The following is a 17,017-nucleotide window of genomic DNA, read 5'->3' on the forward strand; positions in this document are numbered from 1 at the left end:
GTGCTCTCAGCTGGGCGATGCGCCGGCCCACACCGGCGGCACCCGCCCGGACCACGGCTCGGCCCGCTCGATCTGACCGGCGAGCGACAGCAGCATCTCCTCGCTTGCGTGCGGCCCCACGAACTGCACGCCCACGGGCAGGCCGTCAGGCGTCCAGTGCAGCGGCACCGACATCGCCGGCTGCCCGCCCACGTTCCACTGCGGGGTGAACTGAAGCAGGTCGTTCAGCCGGCCGCGGCCGGTCTCGGGATTGCGCAGCTCTCCCAGGCGGGGAGACGGTTCGGTCATCACCGGTGACACCAGGACGTCGTGGCTGCTCCACCATGCTGCGACGCGGCGGGTCCAGGCGTGACACCACTCCACCGCCGCCACGTACTGCGATCCGGTCACTTCACGGCCAATCTGCATGAGCGCCCACGTGTCGCCCTCGGTGTCCGCCCGAGACATCGGGCGGCCCAGCGCTGCTTCAAACGCACCTAGGCCCACCAGGTTGCAAACGGCCACAATCGTGCGGAAGTTGTCGAAGAAGTTCTCGTCGAAGAGCGCGTCGGGCACCGAGTGCTCGACATGGTGCCCGAGACCTTCAAGCATGCGCCCCGCGTTGTCCACTGCGAGAGCGCATTCGGGGTCCACCGGCCCCCAGTCCGAATGCATGCACACCCCGATTCGCAACGCGCCCGGATCACGCCCGACTGCGGACTCGAAGGTCCCCGACGGCGGCGGCGCCCAGTAGGGGTCCCCCGGCCACGGGATGGCGATGCCGTCGAGCACGCGGGCGCTGTCGCGCACGCTGCGACTGACGACGCCGTCCACGCTGAACCCCGCCCAGCCGTCTCCCGAATCGGGTCCCAGCGACACTCGCCCCCGGTTCGGCTTCAGCCCGAACAGCCCGCAATTCGACGCCGGCACGCGGATCGAGCCACCGCCGTCGTTGGCGTGGGCGACCGGCACGATCCCAGCGGCGACCGCAGCGGCCGAGCCGCCGCTGGAGCCGCCGGTCGAGTGCCCCGTGTTCCAGGGGTTGGCGGTCGGCCCATAGGCGAGCGGCTCGGTGGTGATCGTCAGGCCGAATTCGGGCGTGTTGGTTCGTCCGAAGTTCACCAGGCCCAGCTCAGCGAACATCGTGGCCAGATGGGTTGTGGTCGTCGCAAGGTTCCCTGCCGCCTTCAACGCAGCGTTGCCGGCGTGGTATGGCTGGCCCTCGGTTGCGCAGGTGAGGTCCTTGGTCAGGAAGGGAACGCCCGCCAGCGGCGCGGTGCCAGTGCCGGCGCCAGCGCCACGGGCCGCATCGAGTTGCTCGGCGGTCTGGCGTGCGCTGTTGTCCAGCCGGCAGATGATGGCGTTGAGCTCGGGATTGAGCCGTTCGGCTCTCGCCAGCGCGGCATCGAGCAACTCGACAGCTGATGCCGCACCCGATGCGAACATCTCGGCGGTTGTGACGCCGTCCGCGACGTCGCTGTGGGATGTTGGTTGCGAACTCGCAGCAGTCATGCGGGCAACGTACTGCGCTTCGGAGATCGAGTCCGCTGTCGAGTGGTCCGGCGCACATGACAGAACTTTTGTTCGCTAATGTGACGGCGTGGGTTTTTCGAATCCGGGGATCTCTTGGCGCGAGCTAGAGCGGCGGCTGTCGGACCGGCCGCCGCTGCCCGGTCATGGCAAGGGGGTCGGGCTCAACGGCGCTCGTGGGGATGCAACCCCGCAGAGCACCGGGCGCCCGCCGCCCGAAGCGCGCCGGCTTGCGGTGCCGTATGCAGAGCTGCACACCCACTCGCACTTCAGCTTCCTGGACGGAGCGTCATCTCCGTCCGAACTGGTGGACGAAGCGGTGCGGCTCGGGCTGGACGCGCTGGCGCTGACCGATCACAACGGGTTCTACGGCGTGGTGCGCTTCGCGGAGGCTGCTGCGAGAGCCGGACTGCCGACGGTGTTCGGCACTGAATTGACGCTCGGCGCGTATGGCGTCGACGGATTGACGCTCGGTGCTCACAGCGTCGACGGATTGGCGCTCGACATGCGCCCGCGCAACGCGAAGCGCAAGCAGCGAGTGCATCCCGAGCGCACCGGATGCGCCGATCCTGCGGGGTCTCACGTTGTGGTGCTGGCACGCTCGCCGCGCGGCTACGCCTCGTTGGGCGAGCTGATCTCAACAGCCCAGATGGCGGGTCGAAAGCATGCGCCGCGCCTTGGAACCGACGAGTTCCTGGCTGCGGTGGCCGAGCATCGTGACGAATGGGCGATCCTGACCGGGCACCGCAAGGGCGCCGTCTGCGCTGCGCTGGCTGGCCGGGGACCACGCGCGGCGGCTGCACAGCTCGATCTGCTCATTGAAGCGGCAGGTCGCCAGAACGTGTTCGTCGAGCTGTGGGACCACGGCGACCCGCTCGACAGCGAGCGCAACGACGCGCTGGGCGAGCTTGCTGTGCGGGCAGGCGTCGAGCCGATCTGCACCAACGGCGTCCACTACGCCGCTCCGGCGGGGCGGCGACTGGCCACTGCGGTGGCCGCAGTTCGTGCCCGGCGCAGCCTCGACGAGCTGGACGGCTGGCTGCCACCCGCAGCGGGAGCGCACTTGCGGTCCGGAGCCGAGCAGGCTCGCCGGTTCGCCCGCTGGCCAAGCGTGGTGGCTGCCGCCGCGCAGCTCGGCCGCGACTGCGCATTCGACCTGTCGCTGGTTGCGCCCAACTTGGCGCCGTACCGGTGTCCCGGCGGGCACGACGAGATGTCGTACTTGCGGCATCTTGTGTCCCAAGGGGCGCTGTGGCGCTACGGCTCCCCGGAGGCCGAGCGGGTACCGGGCGCGTGGGCGCAGATCCGCCACGAGCTCGACCTCATCGAACAGCTCGGCTTTGCGGGCTACTTCCTGGTCGTGTCCGACATCGTGTCGTTCTGCGGAAGCCGCGACATCTACTGCCAGGGCCGCGGCTCGGCCTCGAACTCGGCGGTCTGCTACGCGCTGGGCATCACCAACGTCGATTCGGTTGCGCTGGGGCTGTTGTTCGAGCGCTTCCTGTCGCCTGAGCGCGATGGGCCCCCCGACATCGACGTCGACATCGAGAGCCGTCGCCGCGAGGAGGTGATCCAGTACGTGTACGAGCGCTACGGCCGCGCCCACACGGCGCAGGTCGCGAACGTCATCACGTACCGGGCGCGTTCGGCAGTACGCGACATGGCCCGTGCGCTGGGATGGGAGCCCGGCCAAGCTGACGCCTGGTCGAAGTCGCTGGATCGATACGGCTCGTTGCCCGAGACAGCAGCAGCCGCCAGCGGCACGACCGCCCGCCCGCAGTCCGCCCGCCCACAAGAACGCAAGCGGGCCCGTGACTGGCGCGATGCTGGGCCCGAGCCCGTTCCTGACAAGCCCAGCCGTGCTGAACACGGCCACATCGAATCCAGCATTCCCGACGACGTGCTCGAACTTGCTGTGGCGCTCGAGGGGGCGCCCCGTCACCTGGGCATCCACTCGGGCGGCATGGTCATCTGCGACCGGCCGGTGACGCAGGTCTGTCCCACCGAGTGGGCGACCATGGCCGATCGCTCGGTGCTGCAGTGGGACAAGGACGACTGTGCGGCGATCGGGCTCGTGAAGTTCGATCTGCTGGGGCTGGGGATGCTGTCGGCCCTGCACTACGCCGTCGATTTGATCGCCGACACGTACGGCGTCGACGTGGACCTCGGGACGCTCCCGCAACAGGACGAGGTCTACGACATGCTCTGCCGTGCCGACAGCATCGGCGTGTTCCAGGTGGAGTCACGCGCCCAGATGGCCACCCTGCCGCGGCTGCGCCCCCGCTGCTTCTACGACCTCGTGGTCGAGGTGGCTCTCATCCGTCCCGGACCCATCCAGGGCGGCTCGGTGCATCCCTACATCCGGCGGCGCAACGGCACCGAGCCGGTCACGTACCTGCATCCCTTGCTCGAGAAGTCCCTCGCCAAGACGCTGGGTGTTCCGCTGTTCCAGGAACAGCTCATGCAGATGGCCATCGACGCTGCCGGCTTCACCCCCGCTGAGTCCGACGAGCTGCGACAGGCCATGGGATCGAAGCGCTCACGTGAGCGGATGGGGCGCCTGCGCGAGCGGCTCTTCAGGGGCATGGCCGAGCGGGGGCTGGTCGGCGACGTGGCCGAGCGGGTCTGGGACAAGATGGTCGCCTTCGCCGACTACGGCTTTCCCGAGAGCCATTCGGTGTCGTTCGCACACCTCGTGTATGCCTCGGCGTGGATCAAGCTGCACTACCCCGCAGCGTTCTGCGCGGCGCTGCTGAACGCCCAGCCGATGGGGTTCTATTCGCCGCACTCGCTGTGCCAGGACGCCCGTCGCCATGGCGTGGAGGTGCGCACGCCGTGCATCAATGCATCCTCAGACGTCGCCACGCTGGAACCCTGTCCAGTTTCAGGTGGCCCAGTTTCAGGTGGCCCAGCTTCCACTGGCGCGGTGGCAGTGCGGCTGGGGCTGTCATCGGTGCGCGGGCTCGGTGACGATCAGGCTCGCCAGATCGCCGACGCAGGACCTTTCGCCAGCATGGAAGATCTGTGCCGCCGGACCGATGTCGGGCTGGCCGCCCTTGAAGCGCTGGCCACCGCTGGAGCGTTCGACTGCTTCGGGCTGTCGCGGCGCGAAGCCCTGTGGTCGGCGGGCGCGGTGGCCCAGTCGCGCCCCGGCCGGCTGGCGGGCATCGTCACGGGTGCCGCAGCGCCGCAACTGGGGATCGCCTCCGAGACCGAGATCGCTGCTGCGGACCTGTGGGCGACGGGGGTCTCTCCCGATGGCCACCCCACCCGGTTCTTGCGCTCAGAGTTGGCTGAAGCAGGCGTGCGCACTGCGGCTGAGCTGCTGTCGTGTCCCGCGGGCAGGGTGCGCGTGGCCGGCCTGGTGACGCATCGCCAGCGCCCCATGACAGCAGGGGAGACGACGTTCTTGAGCCTCGAGGACGAGACAGGCCTCATCAACGTGGTGGTGTCGCGAGGATGCTGGATCCGGTACCGCTCAGTATTGCGAGATGTGCCCGCGCTGGTGGTGTCAGGCCGCCTCGAACGCCATGACGGCGCAGTCAATGTGATCGCAGAGAAGTTCGATGAGCTGAGCGTCGCCGCCTCGCTGGCCAGCCGCGACTTCCGTTAGCTGTGATAACCGGGGAGATAGTTGCGCCGAGGCATATCGGACTGATGCAGGCACAAGAGTCGACAATTTTGCTATCCGATCGTCTGAGCTACGCCCCTACAGTGACGAAGACATGTGGGCCGTGCTTGAAACTCCCGAATACCAGCAATGGCGCGACTCCCTCTCCGATCAGGACAAGGCGCGTCTCTTGCGCTTGCAGCAGCGTCTCGCCACGGACGGACCGCAGCTCGGCCGACCGCATGTTGACTCAGTATCTGGCTCGAAGCACTCCAACATGAAGGAGTTGCGTCCCTCCCCGACGCTCCGAGGATTCTTCGCCTTCGATTCCGAGCGGAGGGCGATTCTGCTTTGCGGAGGCGACAAGGCAGGTGCCGGCAACCGCTCCTGGTACAAGAAGATGATCCGCCGAGCCGATGCCCTGTTCGACAGACATGCGGCCTCGGAGTAAAGGACCGGATCGATGCAGCGTCACAAAACGGCTCTCGGCGCTAGCGTGAACGTGATGGCATTGTTTCGCCGACGCCAACCGCTTGACCTTCGCCCCACGGCGGAATGGAACGAGAGGTTTATTCGAGAGCATCCCAATGCCGACCAGTTGCTTGCGGAGGCAGATGACTACCTCGCCCAACGCGAAGCGGAATATCAGCGGGAATTGGAGAGTCAAGCTGAGGCCGAAGCGGCGCTGTTAGAGAAACGGGCACGCAAAGCGATTGCCATGTCAGTGAAATCGCCTGTCGGCACACGTACGTGCGGAGCCATCACGGAGCGCGGGAAGCCATGCACGCAGATTGTTGCAGCCGGTACGAAGAAATGCGCAGCTGGCCACGTTCAGCGCTGATAGCAGCAGTTTCCAACGACTAACGCGCGTCGGATAGCTCAACCCAGCGGGCGACCGAAGGGCAGCGTGTCCTGCCAGGTTCGCAAGAAGGCTTCGGCCCGGTAGCAGGCAGCCATGAAGGGACCGTCCGCGTGGCCGGCCGTCTCGGACATGACTGCGTTGACGGTGTCCGCGGTCGCCATGCGCAAATCGTTGTGGGTTAACTGGGGATCGGCCCACCAGCCGAGTGCTGGGCCCACAGCGGCCACAAAATCTGCAGCGACCGGGGTGCCGGCGGCACGAAGCACCGCCAGTGCTTTTGAGGACACCGCCGCGGCAGAGAAGGCGACCACCGGGGTTGCTCCGGCCATTGACGCGCCGTCGCCAGACATCGCGGCCGGCTTGGAACCGCAGAACAGGACATCCATGTCGGCCTTCCACACAGTCCAAGGCTTTTGGGGCTCGCCGTCACCCGACAGCGTCGCCACGCTCATGTCGCCGTCGGCCAGCCATGCCTCTGCCAGCGCGACAGGGTCGATCTCGCCGTTCGCGCAGCCCTTGGCGGTGGCGACACGGGCAATCGTTGCGCCTGCTGCCGCGGCCTCGCGGGCGATGCCAAGCCCCGCTGCCCCCATGCCCTCGATCGCAATCCGCTTGCCATCGAGGCCGCCGACCAGCGCCGAAGCTGCGGTGGCGGCCCCGACGCCGATGAGCTCGTCGTTGAACGAGATGCCGTCGCGGTCGTCGTTGCCGATCTGGTTGCGCTGATCGTGGGTCAGCACCGGTGCCAGCAGTTCACGGTCCAGACGCAGGCCCGGGCTGGTCGAGAGCCTGCCGCTCGTGATGTCGTCACCCAGCTCTGACGCCAGCGCTTCGACGGCAGCAGCGGCATCGGCGGGATCGGATTTCAGGCCGATGCTCGCTCCGCTGCGCTGTTGCTCCACAGTGGCGAATACGTAGGTGAGGTGCCGCACCAGCATCGTGGCGTTGCCGGGAATGAGGCGTGCGCCAAGCCGGGTCTCTCCGACGTAGTGCTGCGCGTCGGGCAAGTCATAGATGACGAAGCCGGGTGTCGATTCGAGCTGTCGGGTCTCCACGTGCCAAGTCTGCCACCCGCCGTCTCGGAGCCAGTGGGCCAGATGTCTAGCCTTCGGCTGTGCGTCGAATCCTGATCGGCTTGTGCGCGGCGGTGCTCGTTGCTGCCTGCGGCGGAGGGGCAGCATCGTCACCGCAGGAGGCGCTGGCTGCGACACAGGCGTCCCCTGTCGACCCTCCGGCCTCCGACGCGCCGGCCACCTCGGCGGCGAACGCGCCAGCCACATCGGCACCAGCCACGTCGCCGGGTCCGACGCAAGTGTCCGGCACGGCGCTGCCGCCGTTCGAGCAACTAGAAGACGACCCCGCCGTCGGTCGCACGCCGCCGGTCGTGATCGGCACCGACCTGCTCACCGGCGAAGCGGTGCGCATCGAGGCACAAGGCCGCCCAGTGGTCATCGCGTTCTATGCGCACTGGTGCCCGCACTGCCAGGCCGAAGTTGACGAGCTCACCGAATGGCTCGAGACGAATGAGCTGCCTGCGGGCGTCGTCTTCGCCGCGGTGTCCGTCCTCGAGGATCCAGTCCGAGACAACCACCCGCCGAAGACGTGGCTGGCTGAGCAGGGATGGCGGCATCCGGTCGTTGCGGACACGCCATCATCGGACGTTGTCGCTGCCTTCGGCCTGCAATCGGTGCCGTTCCTCGTCGCCGTGAAGCCGGATAACACCGTCGCGCTTCGCTGGGCCGGCAACCTCGGCTCCGACCAGCTCGTCGGGCTGTTCGAGTCTCTGCTCGCCCCGGGCTCCTAGACCCGTCAGCAGAGCACTTCCACGCAGAACTCGCGTCGGAAGGCCCAGGGGTGCCACCCTTGGCGTATGGCCGAGGGCGACACCGCTCCGCGGCGCGCACGGACGCGCCCCCGCGGCGCTCGGTCGCGCCGAGCGACCGGTGGTCGCCGGGCCGGGCCAGTGCGCGGCACCACACCTCGGTCGGTGGCCAGCCTCCGAGCGCGCGAACGTCGACCGCCCCGGATCTCCCAGGCACGTCGGTGGCGCCGCGAGGGCGTTCGGCTGATTCGCAGAGCTGGAGCGATTCGGCGCTTCAGCCTGCTGCGGGGCCTGCTCGGCCCAGACGTCACCGGAGCACGCCAGAGCCTCACCGCGCTCGCGGTCAGCAGCGTGACTGCAACCGGAGCGGGGGTATTGCTCGCAGCGGTCACCGGCACGCTCGAGCGGCTGCCCGGACTGCTCGTGCTCGTGCCGGCCGCGATCGGCATGCGCGGGAACATCTTCGGTGCTCTGGGCAGCCGGCTCGCCACCACCATCCATGCGGGCACGTTCCGCGTGACGGCGCGCCGCGACACGATCGTGGGCCAGAACATCATCGCGGCAGCCGTTTTGTCACTGGTGACTGCTGTCGTGCTCGGCGTCATGACCAAGGTGTTGGCACCCGTGTTCGGGTTGAGATCGGTCGTCAGCCTCGCTGAGCTCATCGTGGTGTCAGTCGTCGGGTCGGTGGTCGCGTCTGCTGTGGTGCTCGTGGTCACCTTGGCGCTTGCGGCCAGCACGACTCGACGCGGCTGGGACCTCGACAACGTCAACGCGCCGCTCATATCAGCCGTGGGCGACGTCGTCACCTTGCCGGCACTGTTCCTGGCCAGCTATCTCGTGGGCATCGCCGTGGCGACACCGCTCATCGCGATCGCGAGCGTCGTGGCATCCGCCGCCGCGCTCGGGTGGTCATGGCGGTCGGGAATGGAACAGCTCTGGTCGATCCTGCGCGAATCCATGCCAGTGCTGGTCGGCACCGGCATCGTGCTCATCGTCGCCGGTGTCGTCATCGAGCACCGCCTCGACGACTTTGCTGAACGGCGGGCCGTGCTCATCCTGGTGCCCGCATGCCTCGCCGCCGCCGGCGCCATCGGCGGGATCCTGTCGAGCCGGCTGTCCAGCAAGCTGCACCTCGGCGTCATCGAGCCGCGGGCGCTGCCGCAGCGCGGGGCACGCCTGGATATCGTGTTCGGCTTCACGCTGACGGTCCCTGTGTTCGTGCTGAACGGCGTGCTGGCGCACGGGTTCGCTGAGCTGTTCTCGCTGTCGTCGCCGGGATTCGTGCGATTGGTTGCCATTTCGCTGATCGGCGGACTGCTCGCGACGGCCTTGGCGGGTGTCATCGCCTATTACGGCACCGTCGTCGCGACGCGGATCGGCGTCGATCCCGATACCTACGGCATTCCGTTGGTCACCAGCACCGTCGACCTCGCGGGCGCAGCATCGCTCGTGCTGGCCGTGAACTGGGTGGGCCTGCAATGAGCGCCCATTCGGTGTTCGCCAGTCGTGCCAGCAATGTCTTGCGATCCGCCGCGTCGGCTGTGCCTACGCTGGGCCCAGCGGCGCACTCCTCACCACTTCTCCACGACCCCAAACCGACGAAGGGAGCCCGTCGCGCCGCCCGCTGACGAGCTGACATGAGATCAGACCCCGACGACAAACCCCGCAATCTGAAGTTCATGCTGGCGGAGGCCAAAGACGCCTCCGAGCTCATGGTCGACCTGGCGTATGCCGCGCTCTACTTCGACGACGAGGGCATGGCCGACGCGGTGCTGGCTCTCGAAGAGGACATGTCCGACCTTGTCCACGAGATGCGGTCGCTCGCGATGCTCGCTGTTCGCCACCCTCGGGAGGTCGACGGCATGAGCTCGGTGCTCCAGGTCGTGTCCTCCATCGAGCAGATCGCGAATGCTGCGGTGGACATCTCCAAGATCGTGCTGCGAAACCTCGGCATTCCCCAAGCGCTCGTCGTGGACCTCGCACAGGCGGCAGAGGTCTCGCACCGACTCGTCGTCGCTGGCGGCAGCCACCTCGCGAACCGCCCCTTGCGAGACATGGAACTGCCGGTCGCCGTCGGCATGCGCGTCGTGGCGATCCAACGCAGCCGCCATTGGCTCACCGACGTCCGCGGCGACAGCATCGTCGAGCCGGGCGACGTGCTGTTCATGCGCGGCGACCCCGCCGGAATCGTGCGGCTGCGCGAGCTGGCCGCGATGGCGCGCTGGACACCGCCCTCGCCCGACACCGCGCCCGTGCTCAGCGATCTCGACCGAGCGGTCGACACCTTGGTCGAGATGAAGAACCTCTCCGAGACGGCAATCGGCCTTGCGTACTCGGCGCTGGTGCTGAACGACCTTTCGCTGGCCCGTGAGGTCCGCTCGATGCAGGAACGCCTCGACGGCATGAAGGCCTCCATGCAGACATGGGTCTTGCGCGCCGCTGCGGACATCGCGCAGGATCCCGACGCCGACCCGGCGGGCTTGCGCGGGTTGCTGCACTTGGCCGAGGCTGCCGAGGACATCGGCGACCAGGCCCGCAACATCGTGTCGCTCGTGCTCGACGAGGAGGACGTGCATCCCGTGCTGGCCCTCGCGCTCGGCGACACCGACGATGTGGTGGTGCAGGTGCCGGTTGGGCCCGGATCGCAAGCCGATGACGCGACGCTGGGCTCGCTCGGCCTCGCAATCGATCCCGGCTACCACGTACTGGCCATTCGCCGGGCCGCAAGCTACATCTACAACCCTCGCAGAACTGTGCGCCTGTGGGTGGGGGACGAGCTGCTGGCGTCGGGCCCCGAAGAAGGCCGCGACCGTCTCGCTGCGATCTGCGGCTACGAGATGGACATCGACGAAGAGACCGGCCAGGTCGAGCTGACGCCGATAGCTTGACCGCCGATGTCTGAGCAGTTGTCGATCTTGGCGGTGCATGCGCACCCCGACGACGAGGCGTCCAAGGGTGCCGGCACGGTGCGTCGCTATGCCGATGACGGCATTCGAACCACGCTGGTGTGCTGCACCGGCGGCGAGGAAGGCGAGATCCTGAACCCGGCCATGGATCGTGCCGAGGTGGTGGCGAACCTCGCCGAGGTCCGGCGCGCCGAACTGGACGCGTCCGCGGCGGCCATCGGGTACGACGAGGTCGTCATGCTCGGCTACCGCGATTCGGGCATGCCCGACACCGAGCCGAATGCCCACCCCGACGCCTTCGCCAACGCCTCCCTCGACGAGGCGGTGGCCCGGCTGGTGACCGTGATCCGGCGCGTGCGCCCGCAGGTGATCCTCACGTACCCGCTGGTGCAGTCGCGCTATCCGCATCCGGACCATCTGCAGGTCACTGCGATCTGCATTCCCGCGTTCGCCCACGCGGGTGAGCCGTCGTGGCGGCCCGAGTGCGGCCTGGCGTTCACGCCGATGAAGATGTACGCGCCGGTGTGGTCGCACAAGCGCATGAGCCTCATTCACCAGGCCTTCTTGGACCTCGGCCTCGAATCGCCGTTTGACGAGAAGTGGCTGGGGCGGCCCAGCCGCGACGACCGCATCACCGCAGTCGTCGAGGTCAACAACTCGGTGCGTCGCAAGGCGCTGCTGGCCCATGCCACCCAGGTCGATCCGAATTCGCCGTTCTGGTTCGGATTGCCCGACGACGTCGCCGACGCCGTGCATCCGTACGAGGAGTACATGCTGCTCGAGTCGCGCATTTCCACCGGGCCGATGGAGCACGACTTGTTCGCGGGTCTGAGGTCGTGACGTTCCTGGACGAGGAGTTCCTGGCGGCATGGTGCGCGGCCGGCCACGAGCCGCTCGCCAGCGCGTCGGGCACGGTGGTCATCAAGACCAGCGGCGGCCCCGACGGAAAGGCCAGCGCGAGCCTCGAATTCTCCGACGGAGTGCTTCGAGGCGCAGCGCCGGGCACCAAGCGAGGAGCCGATCTCGCACTCGAAGTGCCTTGGCAACTTGCGTTCGACACCGTGCACGGCACCGCCGATCCCGCCGAGCACTACATGTTGGGCGACCTCAAGGTCTCAGGTGACATGGCGTTGTGGCTGGAATTGCTTCCGGCGTGGCGCGCAGCGGGCACGCTCGGCGCCCCGCCCGCTGCCTGATTGCTGCGCGGCCGCTGCGGTATCACTGCGGGACCGGCCCCGCCGGACCGCGACGGGACTGCCGCGAGATCGTTCAGCGGGATGTGGCCCGTTGCAGCTGGCGCAGCTCGCGGTAGCCGATCATGGTGATGCCGCTGCGCTCGATGTGAGTCCGAAGCTCGGCGTTGCCGCACAGGTGCATCAGATCTTCCACTCGCGACCCCCAGTCGGCGGTCAGCGATCGCAGCTCGGGCAGGTCGGCTGCGGGTTGCAGTTGCAACTCGGTGACGCCGGGCTCCAGAGAATCCAGCAGCTGCTCGATGCGCCGGTACCGGCCTGAGTGGCCCGGAGCGATGCGCACCATGCGATCAGGCGTCACGACGCCTTCGGCGGCGACGAGCTCGGCGGCAGGAAAGCCGAGCTGCGGTTGTGCGCTGGTGTCGATGAGTCGCAGCGGCAGTCCGAACTCGGCCGCCAATTCGAGATACACGTCGAAGAACTCGGGCCGCACGCTCAGCACGTCGAGATGACTGTCGAGATGCGTGACGTCGAAGCCCCACAAGATCGCCCGCTCGATTTGCGCCCGGCACTCGCGCCGTACCTCGTCGAGGTCGGCGTGGTCCCAGACGTCGGTGACCGTGCCCGGCATCCCGCCGTTGCCGTCGAGCAGCGACGGCGCGTAAGTGATCGGACCCCACCGGTACAGCTCGAATTCGGCGTTCAGCGTGAGCGCAACACCGACGTCCTCACCCCGGAACCTTGCCGCTGCCTCCCGAGACCATGGGCACGGCACAAGCAGCGTCGCCGTGGTCGCCAGGCCGTCGCGCAGCGCTGCGTACGCACCTTCGTTCATGGCATGGCAGCCGCCGAGTCCGGCCGCGCTGATGATCAGCAGCCTGTCGTCAGGGCGGTATCCGAGCTGCCGCACCAGTGGTGCCACGCCGACAAGCTAACCGGCGCCGCCGATTTGGCGGTCCGGTCCTCCGCAGTCGGTCCAGATACCCCGGCCTGCGGCACGCGCATCGGACTGGGCCGCGTCGAGAACCGCGCGATGCTGCGTGTTCGGCTCGAAGTGCATCGTGCCCGCATAGCCGTCCAGCACCAGGTAGCGGTTCACGAACAGCCCGTCGGAGGCTCGGTAGACGTACGCCAGCAGCCGGTCGTAGCGGTCGTACAGCTCGGCGTCGCGCTGCAGCAGCACCTCTGTCCCCGGCGGCAGCAGCTGGCGGGTGCGCACCGTCGCAGCATCACCCCCGCACTCCGCGGGCAGGTAGCCGCCGGTCTTTTCGGGAGTGTCGATGCCGATGAGCCGTACCGGGGCCCGGTTGCCGCTGATGTCGACGTCGATCGTGTCGCCGTCGACCACGCTCAGCACGACCGCGTTGGCTTCAAGCACCGGCGACCCGGTGACTGCCCCGGCAGCCGCGCCGGTGGCCTCGGCATCTCGCTCATCCGGCGAGGGCCGGGCTGGCTCGTCGGGCACCGCCTCGCCAGGCATCGCTTCGCCAGGCATCGTCTCGTGAGCACGGGACGCATCGGAACCCGCCGAATTCTCCGCGGGGAGCTCTTCATCGGGAGTGCCGAAGTACTGCCAGCCGCCCCACGCAAGAGCAAGGGCCCCCGCTAGCCCGCCGACTCGGCGCCAGCGCGTTCGATGTGCCCTCGATCGGGCGCCGACGGTGCGGCCCACTGCAACGTCGTCTGTGTCAGGGCTGTTGTTCAGAGGCGCTCGATGATCGTGCCGGTGCCCAGGCCGCCGCCGCAGCACATCGTCACCAGGCCGATATTGCGATCGGCACGGTGCAACTCGTGGACCGCCTTGGTGACCAGGATGGAGCCGGTGCCGCCCAGCGGGTGACCGAGCGCGATGGCGCCGCCGTTGGGGTTGACACCGTCGGGGTCAGGGTTCATCTCGCGCTGCCAAGCGAGCACCACCGATGCGAAGGCCTCGTTGATCTCCACGATGTCGATGTCGGACATCTGCATGCCGTTGCGCTCGAGCAGGTAGCTGGTGGCCTCGATCGGGCCGGTGAGCATCAGCACCGGGTCGCTGCCCACCAGGCAGGTGTCCACGATGCGGGCGAGCGGCGCCAGGCCGAGCTCGGCGGCTCGCGAGCTGCGCATGAGCATGACTGCGCCGGCGCCGTCGCTGATCTGCGACGAGGCACCAGCGGTGTGCACGCCGCCCTCAAGCACCGGCTTCAAGCCTGCAAGCCCTTCGACGGTGGTGGGCCGGATGCCGCCGTCACGCGTCACATGGCGAACTTCGCCGGTCGGCTTGCCCTCGTCGTCCAGTGCAGGTGCGTCGATGTGGACAATCTGGGTGGCGAAGCGATCTTCTTCCCAGGCACGTGCGGCGTTGTCCTGGCTCCGCAGGCCGAAGGCATCGCACTCTTGGCGGCTGATCGACCATTTCTCGGCCATCAGTTCAGCGCCCTGGAACTGCGTCGTGTACTCGTAGTGCTCCTTGTAGCGAGCCGTTGCTGTGCGCTGGCCCTTCTTGTAGCTGGACCCCATCGGGTTGCGTGTCATTGACTCGACACCGCAGCCGATGGCCGAGTCGACCACGCCGCTGGCCACGAGGCCGTAGGCCAGCGTGATGGCCTGCTGGCTCGATCCGCACTGGGCATCAACGGTCGTGGATGCAACCGACAGCGGGAATCCGGCGCCGAGCCACGCATTGCGGGCGATGTTGGCCGTCTGCTCGCCGGCTTGGCTGACGCAGCCGCCGACGACCTGGCCGATCGAGCCCGGGTCGACCTCGGTGCGCTCCATCAGCGACGTCAGCACATCGCTGAGCAGGTCCGACGGGTGGATGCCGCTGAGGTCACCGCTACGGCGGCCGACGGGGGAGCGGACAGCGTCGACGATGACGATGTCGTCGCCTGATTGCTGGGCCCTGGACTGATGGGACGATGATGCGCTGCTCATGTGCGGCACTGTACTTGTGTTGCCCCTGCCGCGACTTGGGTAATCGCGCCGATCATTGCAAGGCGTCCGAGCGGCTCAGGCGGCGTCGAGGTCGATGCCTGGAGGCCGAGGAACCTCCGCCAGCACGGCACGAGCCTGTGCCACGCCACGAAGGCCCATCTGCCGGGTCGCCCGATTCAGCCGGTGGCCCTTTCGACCCGACGACACCAGCCGGAGGTGGTTTCCGAGTTCAAGCTGTTCTGTCATGTGCCCAGTGTGATGAGGGGGTGTTACACGAATGCCCGACACCCGCGCGCTGGGTCCTCAACAAGAGGATCGTTGTTTGGAGGCGCAACTAGCCTGCGCGCCGTGACTGACAATCGACATGACTGGTGCTACGGCATCACGGTTCCCTTCGGGGAGCCGTTGCACGCGCAGGCCGACCTCTACCGCGAGTTCGCCGATCTGGGATACACCGAATTCTGGAGCTCGGAAGCTGACGGCACCGACGGCTTCACGCCGCTGGTGCTGGCCTCGCAATGGGTACCCGACGTGCGCCTCGGCATTGCCATCATCCCGGCGTTCACTCGGGGCCCGGCGCTGCTGGCCCAACAGACGGCTGCCATCTGCGAGGCCGCTCCGGGTCGCTTCGCCATGGGAATCGGCGCCTCGTCCAACGTCATCGTCGAACGCTGGAACGGCATCGCGTTCGACGAGCCGTTCAAGCGCACCCGCGACACAGCCCGCTTCCTGCGCCAGGCGCTGACCGGTGAGAAAGTGACCGAGACCTACGACACCTTCGAGATTCAGGGCTTCCGCTTGGGCCGCCCGCCCGAGATCCAGCCGCCGATCCTGCTGGCCGCCCTGCGCCCGGGCATGCTCGGGCTGGCGGGTGCCGAGGGCGACGGCGCAATCATCAACTGGCTGTCCGCCGATGACGTTGCCACCGTGCGGCCTTATGTCGACGAGGGCGGCGAGGGCAAGGAAGTGGTGGCACGCATCTTCGTGTGTCCCAATCCCGATGCCGACGTCGTGCGGGCAGGCTTCCGGCGAGCGATCGCTGCGTATCTGAACGTGCCCGTGTACGCGGAATTCCACCGCTGGCTCGGCCGGGGAGAGTTGCTTGCCGCCATGTGGGAACGCTGGGCCGAGGGCGACCGCAAGGGCGCACTCGACGTGATCGACGACAGCGTCGTGGACGATCTGCTGGTGCACGGTTCACCGCAGGAGTGCCGCGAGCACATCGACCGCTACCACGCCAACGGCGTCGACATATCGGCCATTTCGATCATGCCCTTTGGCGGCATCGACCCTATTCAGGCCGCCCGCGACCTCTCACCAGCAGCTCGGCGCTAGGCCGGCCGGCGCACTGCGGGGCCGCGTAGTCTCCCGAGCACGAAGCGGTTCGACACGAGGAGCAATCATGGACCTGTCAACGATCACCTACGAGGTGCGAAACGGCGTCGCGCATGTGCGGTTCAACCGTCCCGAGGGCGCAAATGCGGTGAACCCGCAGTTCTCACGCGAGCTGCGGGCCGTGATGCTCGAGACCGAGTGGGATGACGCGGTGAAGGCCGTGTCGGTCACTGCGGAGGGCAGGGTGTTCTGCGCAGGCGGCGACCTGAAGGAATTCCATGCCGCCGGTGACGGGCTGCCCAAGCTGGCGAGCGACATGCTCGTCGACTTCCACGGGGCCATCTACAAGATGAACCGGGTGCCCAAGCCGTTCGTGGCCGGTGTGAGCGGAGCCGCCGGCGGTGCGGGCATGTCCATCGTGAGCGCCTTCGACTTGGTGGTGGCAGGCGAGTCGTCCCGCTTCACGATGGCCTACACACGCGCCGGTGTTACCCCCGACGGCACATCCACCTATTTCCTCGCCCGCCACATCGGCGTCCGCCGGATGCTCGACCTGACGCTCACGAACCGCACGCTCAGCGCCGCCGAGGCCGAGCAGTGGGGCCTCGTGAACCGTGTGGTGCCCGACGACGAGGTCGATTCGGCAACCGCTGAGCTAGCTCAGTCGCTCGCTGACGGCCCTGCATGGGCGCTCGGGCACGCCAAGCGGATCGTGTATGAGGGCTTCGATACGCCACTGGAGCAGGCCGGCGAGGTGGAGGGCACCATGATCACCGCCGCGATGCGCACACACGATGGGCGCGAAGGCATCGCAGCGTTCGTGGAGCGGCGACCGCCGAACTTCATCGGCAGCTGAGCGCAGGG

Annotated in this window: 16 protein-coding genes; 10 read left to right on the forward strand and 6 right to left on the reverse strand. The window is 67.8% G+C overall.

Features of this window, described 5'->3' with window-relative positions:
* Positions 1-6: 6 nt before the first annotated feature.
* Positions 7-1,491, reverse strand: coding sequence for an amidase (locus ACQY5K_RS17385; protein WP_428117944.1), 1,485 nt, complete (start codon positions 1,489-1,491; stop codon positions 7-9).
* Between the two features lie 88 nt (positions 1,492-1,579).
* Here ACQY5K_RS17385 and ACQY5K_RS17390 point away from each other — a divergent pair, with 88 nt between their 5' ends.
* The 3 genes from ACQY5K_RS17390 (at position 1,580) to ACQY5K_RS17400 (ending at position 5,960) form a co-directional block, all read left to right on the forward strand.
* Positions 1,580-5,122: an error-prone DNA polymerase gene (locus tag ACQY5K_RS17390; RefSeq protein WP_428117947.1), complete on the forward strand. Its 3,543-nt coding sequence runs from the start codon at positions 1,580-1,582 to the stop codon at positions 5,120-5,122.
* Positions 5,123-5,234: 112 nt separating this feature from the next.
* A complete protein-coding gene (locus ACQY5K_RS17395; protein WP_428117950.1) occupies positions 5,235-5,570 on the forward strand; it encodes a type II toxin-antitoxin system RelE/ParE family toxin in 336 nt (111 codons plus the stop codon).
* A gap of 54 nt (positions 5,571-5,624) precedes the next feature.
* Complete coding sequence (locus ACQY5K_RS17400) at positions 5,625-5,960, forward strand: hypothetical protein (RefSeq protein ID WP_428117952.1); 336 nt, start codon at positions 5,625-5,627, stop codon at positions 5,958-5,960.
* A gap of 38 nt (positions 5,961-5,998) precedes the next feature.
* Here the strand turns inward: ACQY5K_RS17400 and ACQY5K_RS17405 are convergent, their stop codons facing one another.
* Positions 5,999-7,036 carry a hypothetical protein gene (locus ACQY5K_RS17405; RefSeq protein WP_428117955.1) on the reverse strand — a complete coding sequence of 346 codons (1,038 nt, stop codon included), beginning with the start codon at positions 7,034-7,036 and terminating at the stop codon, positions 5,999-6,001.
* 59 nt (positions 7,037-7,095) lie between these two features.
* On the opposite strand from ACQY5K_RS17405, the gene ACQY5K_RS17410 reads away from it, so the two are divergent.
* The 5 genes from ACQY5K_RS17410 (at position 7,096) to ACQY5K_RS17430 (ending at position 11,908) form a co-directional block, all read left to right on the forward strand.
* Positions 7,096-7,785, forward strand: coding sequence for a redoxin domain-containing protein (locus ACQY5K_RS17410; protein ID WP_428117958.1), 690 nt, complete (start codon positions 7,096-7,098; stop codon positions 7,783-7,785).
* 183 nt (positions 7,786-7,968) lie between these two features.
* Positions 7,969-9,288: a magnesium transporter gene (locus ACQY5K_RS17415; RefSeq protein WP_428117960.1), complete on the forward strand. Its 1,320-nt coding sequence runs from the start codon at positions 7,969-7,971 to the stop codon at positions 9,286-9,288.
* Between the two features lie 155 nt (positions 9,289-9,443).
* The gene (locus ACQY5K_RS17420; protein WP_428117963.1) at positions 9,444-10,694 is read left to right on the forward strand and encodes a potassium channel family protein; all 1,251 of its coding nucleotides are present in this window, start codon (positions 9,444-9,446) and stop codon (positions 10,692-10,694) included.
* A 6-nt stretch (positions 10,695-10,700) separates the two neighbouring features.
* Entirely contained in the window at positions 10,701-11,552 is an 852-nt protein-coding gene (locus tag ACQY5K_RS17425; protein WP_428117964.1) for a PIG-L family deacetylase, read from the forward strand.
* A complete protein-coding gene (locus ACQY5K_RS17430; RefSeq protein ID WP_428117967.1) occupies positions 11,549-11,908 on the forward strand; it encodes an SCP2 sterol-binding domain-containing protein in 360 nt (119 codons plus the stop codon). Before ACQY5K_RS17425 ends, ACQY5K_RS17430 begins: the two co-directional genes overlap by 4 nt.
* Before the next feature lie 73 nt (positions 11,909-11,981).
* Here ACQY5K_RS17430 and ACQY5K_RS17435 read toward each other — a convergent pair whose 3' ends face one another.
* The 4 genes from ACQY5K_RS17435 to ACQY5K_RS17450 form a co-directional block, all read right to left on the reverse strand.
* Positions 11,982-12,827 (reverse strand): polysaccharide deacetylase family protein, encoded by an 846-nt coding sequence (locus ACQY5K_RS17435; protein ID WP_428117969.1) that lies wholly within the window; start codon positions 12,825-12,827, stop codon positions 11,982-11,984.
* A gap of 9 nt (positions 12,828-12,836) precedes the next feature.
* Entirely contained in the window at positions 12,837-13,577 is a 741-nt protein-coding gene (locus ACQY5K_RS17440; RefSeq protein WP_428117972.1) for a thermonuclease family protein, read from the reverse strand.
* Positions 13,578-13,606: 29 nt separating this feature from the next.
* Positions 13,607-14,818: a steroid 3-ketoacyl-CoA thiolase gene (locus tag ACQY5K_RS17445; protein ID WP_428117974.1), complete on the reverse strand. Its 1,212-nt coding sequence runs from the start codon at positions 14,816-14,818 to the stop codon at positions 13,607-13,609.
* A 75-nt stretch (positions 14,819-14,893) separates the two neighbouring features.
* A complete protein-coding gene (locus ACQY5K_RS17450; protein ID WP_419920761.1) occupies positions 14,894-15,064 on the reverse strand; it encodes a hypothetical protein in 171 nt (56 codons plus the stop codon).
* Between the two features lie 102 nt (positions 15,065-15,166).
* Here ACQY5K_RS17450 and ACQY5K_RS17455 point away from each other — a divergent pair, with 102 nt between their 5' ends.
* Positions 15,167-16,153: an LLM class F420-dependent oxidoreductase gene (locus ACQY5K_RS17455; protein ID WP_428117977.1), complete on the forward strand. Its 987-nt coding sequence runs from the start codon at positions 15,167-15,169 to the stop codon at positions 16,151-16,153.
* A gap of 67 nt (positions 16,154-16,220) precedes the next feature.
* On the forward strand, positions 16,221-17,009 hold the full coding sequence (locus tag ACQY5K_RS17460) for an enoyl-CoA hydratase/isomerase family protein (RefSeq protein ID WP_428117980.1): 789 nt from the start codon (positions 16,221-16,223) through the stop codon (positions 17,007-17,009).
* The last annotated feature ends 8 nt before the right edge of the window (positions 17,010-17,017 follow it).

This window comes from Candidatus Poriferisodalis sp., assembly GCF_965262965.1.
Taxonomy (GTDB): domain Bacteria; phylum Actinomycetota; class Acidimicrobiia; order Acidimicrobiales; family Poriferisodalaceae; genus Poriferisodalis.

Bases quoted from the DNA above. Each gene is read 5' to 3' on its own strand.
- ACQY5K_RS17385 (WP_428117944.1), bottom strand. From the start codon at position 1,491: ATGACTGCTGCGAGTTCGCAACCAACATCCCACAGCGACGTCGCGGAC.
- ACQY5K_RS17395 (WP_428117950.1), top strand. From the start codon at position 5,235: ATGTGGGCCGTGCTTGAAACTCCCGAATACCAGCAATGGCGCGACTCC.
- ACQY5K_RS17400 (WP_428117952.1), top strand. From the start codon at position 5,625: ATGGCATTGTTTCGCCGACGCCAACCGCTTGACCTTCGCCCCACGGCG.
- ACQY5K_RS17420 (WP_428117963.1), top strand. From the start codon at position 9,444: ATGAGATCAGACCCCGACGACAAACCCCGCAATCTGAAGTTCATGCTG.
- ACQY5K_RS17425 (WP_428117964.1), top strand. From the start codon at position 10,701: ATGTCTGAGCAGTTGTCGATCTTGGCGGTGCATGCGCACCCCGACGAC.
- ACQY5K_RS17445 (WP_428117974.1), bottom strand. From the start codon at position 14,818: ATGAGCAGCGCATCATCGTCCCATCAGTCCAGGGCCCAGCAATCAGGC.
- ACQY5K_RS17450 (WP_419920761.1), bottom strand. From the start codon at position 15,064: ATGACAGAACAGCTTGAACTCGGAAACCACCTCCGGCTGGTGTCGTCG.
- ACQY5K_RS17460 (WP_428117980.1), top strand. From the start codon at position 16,221: ATGGACCTGTCAACGATCACCTACGAGGTGCGAAACGGCGTCGCGCAT.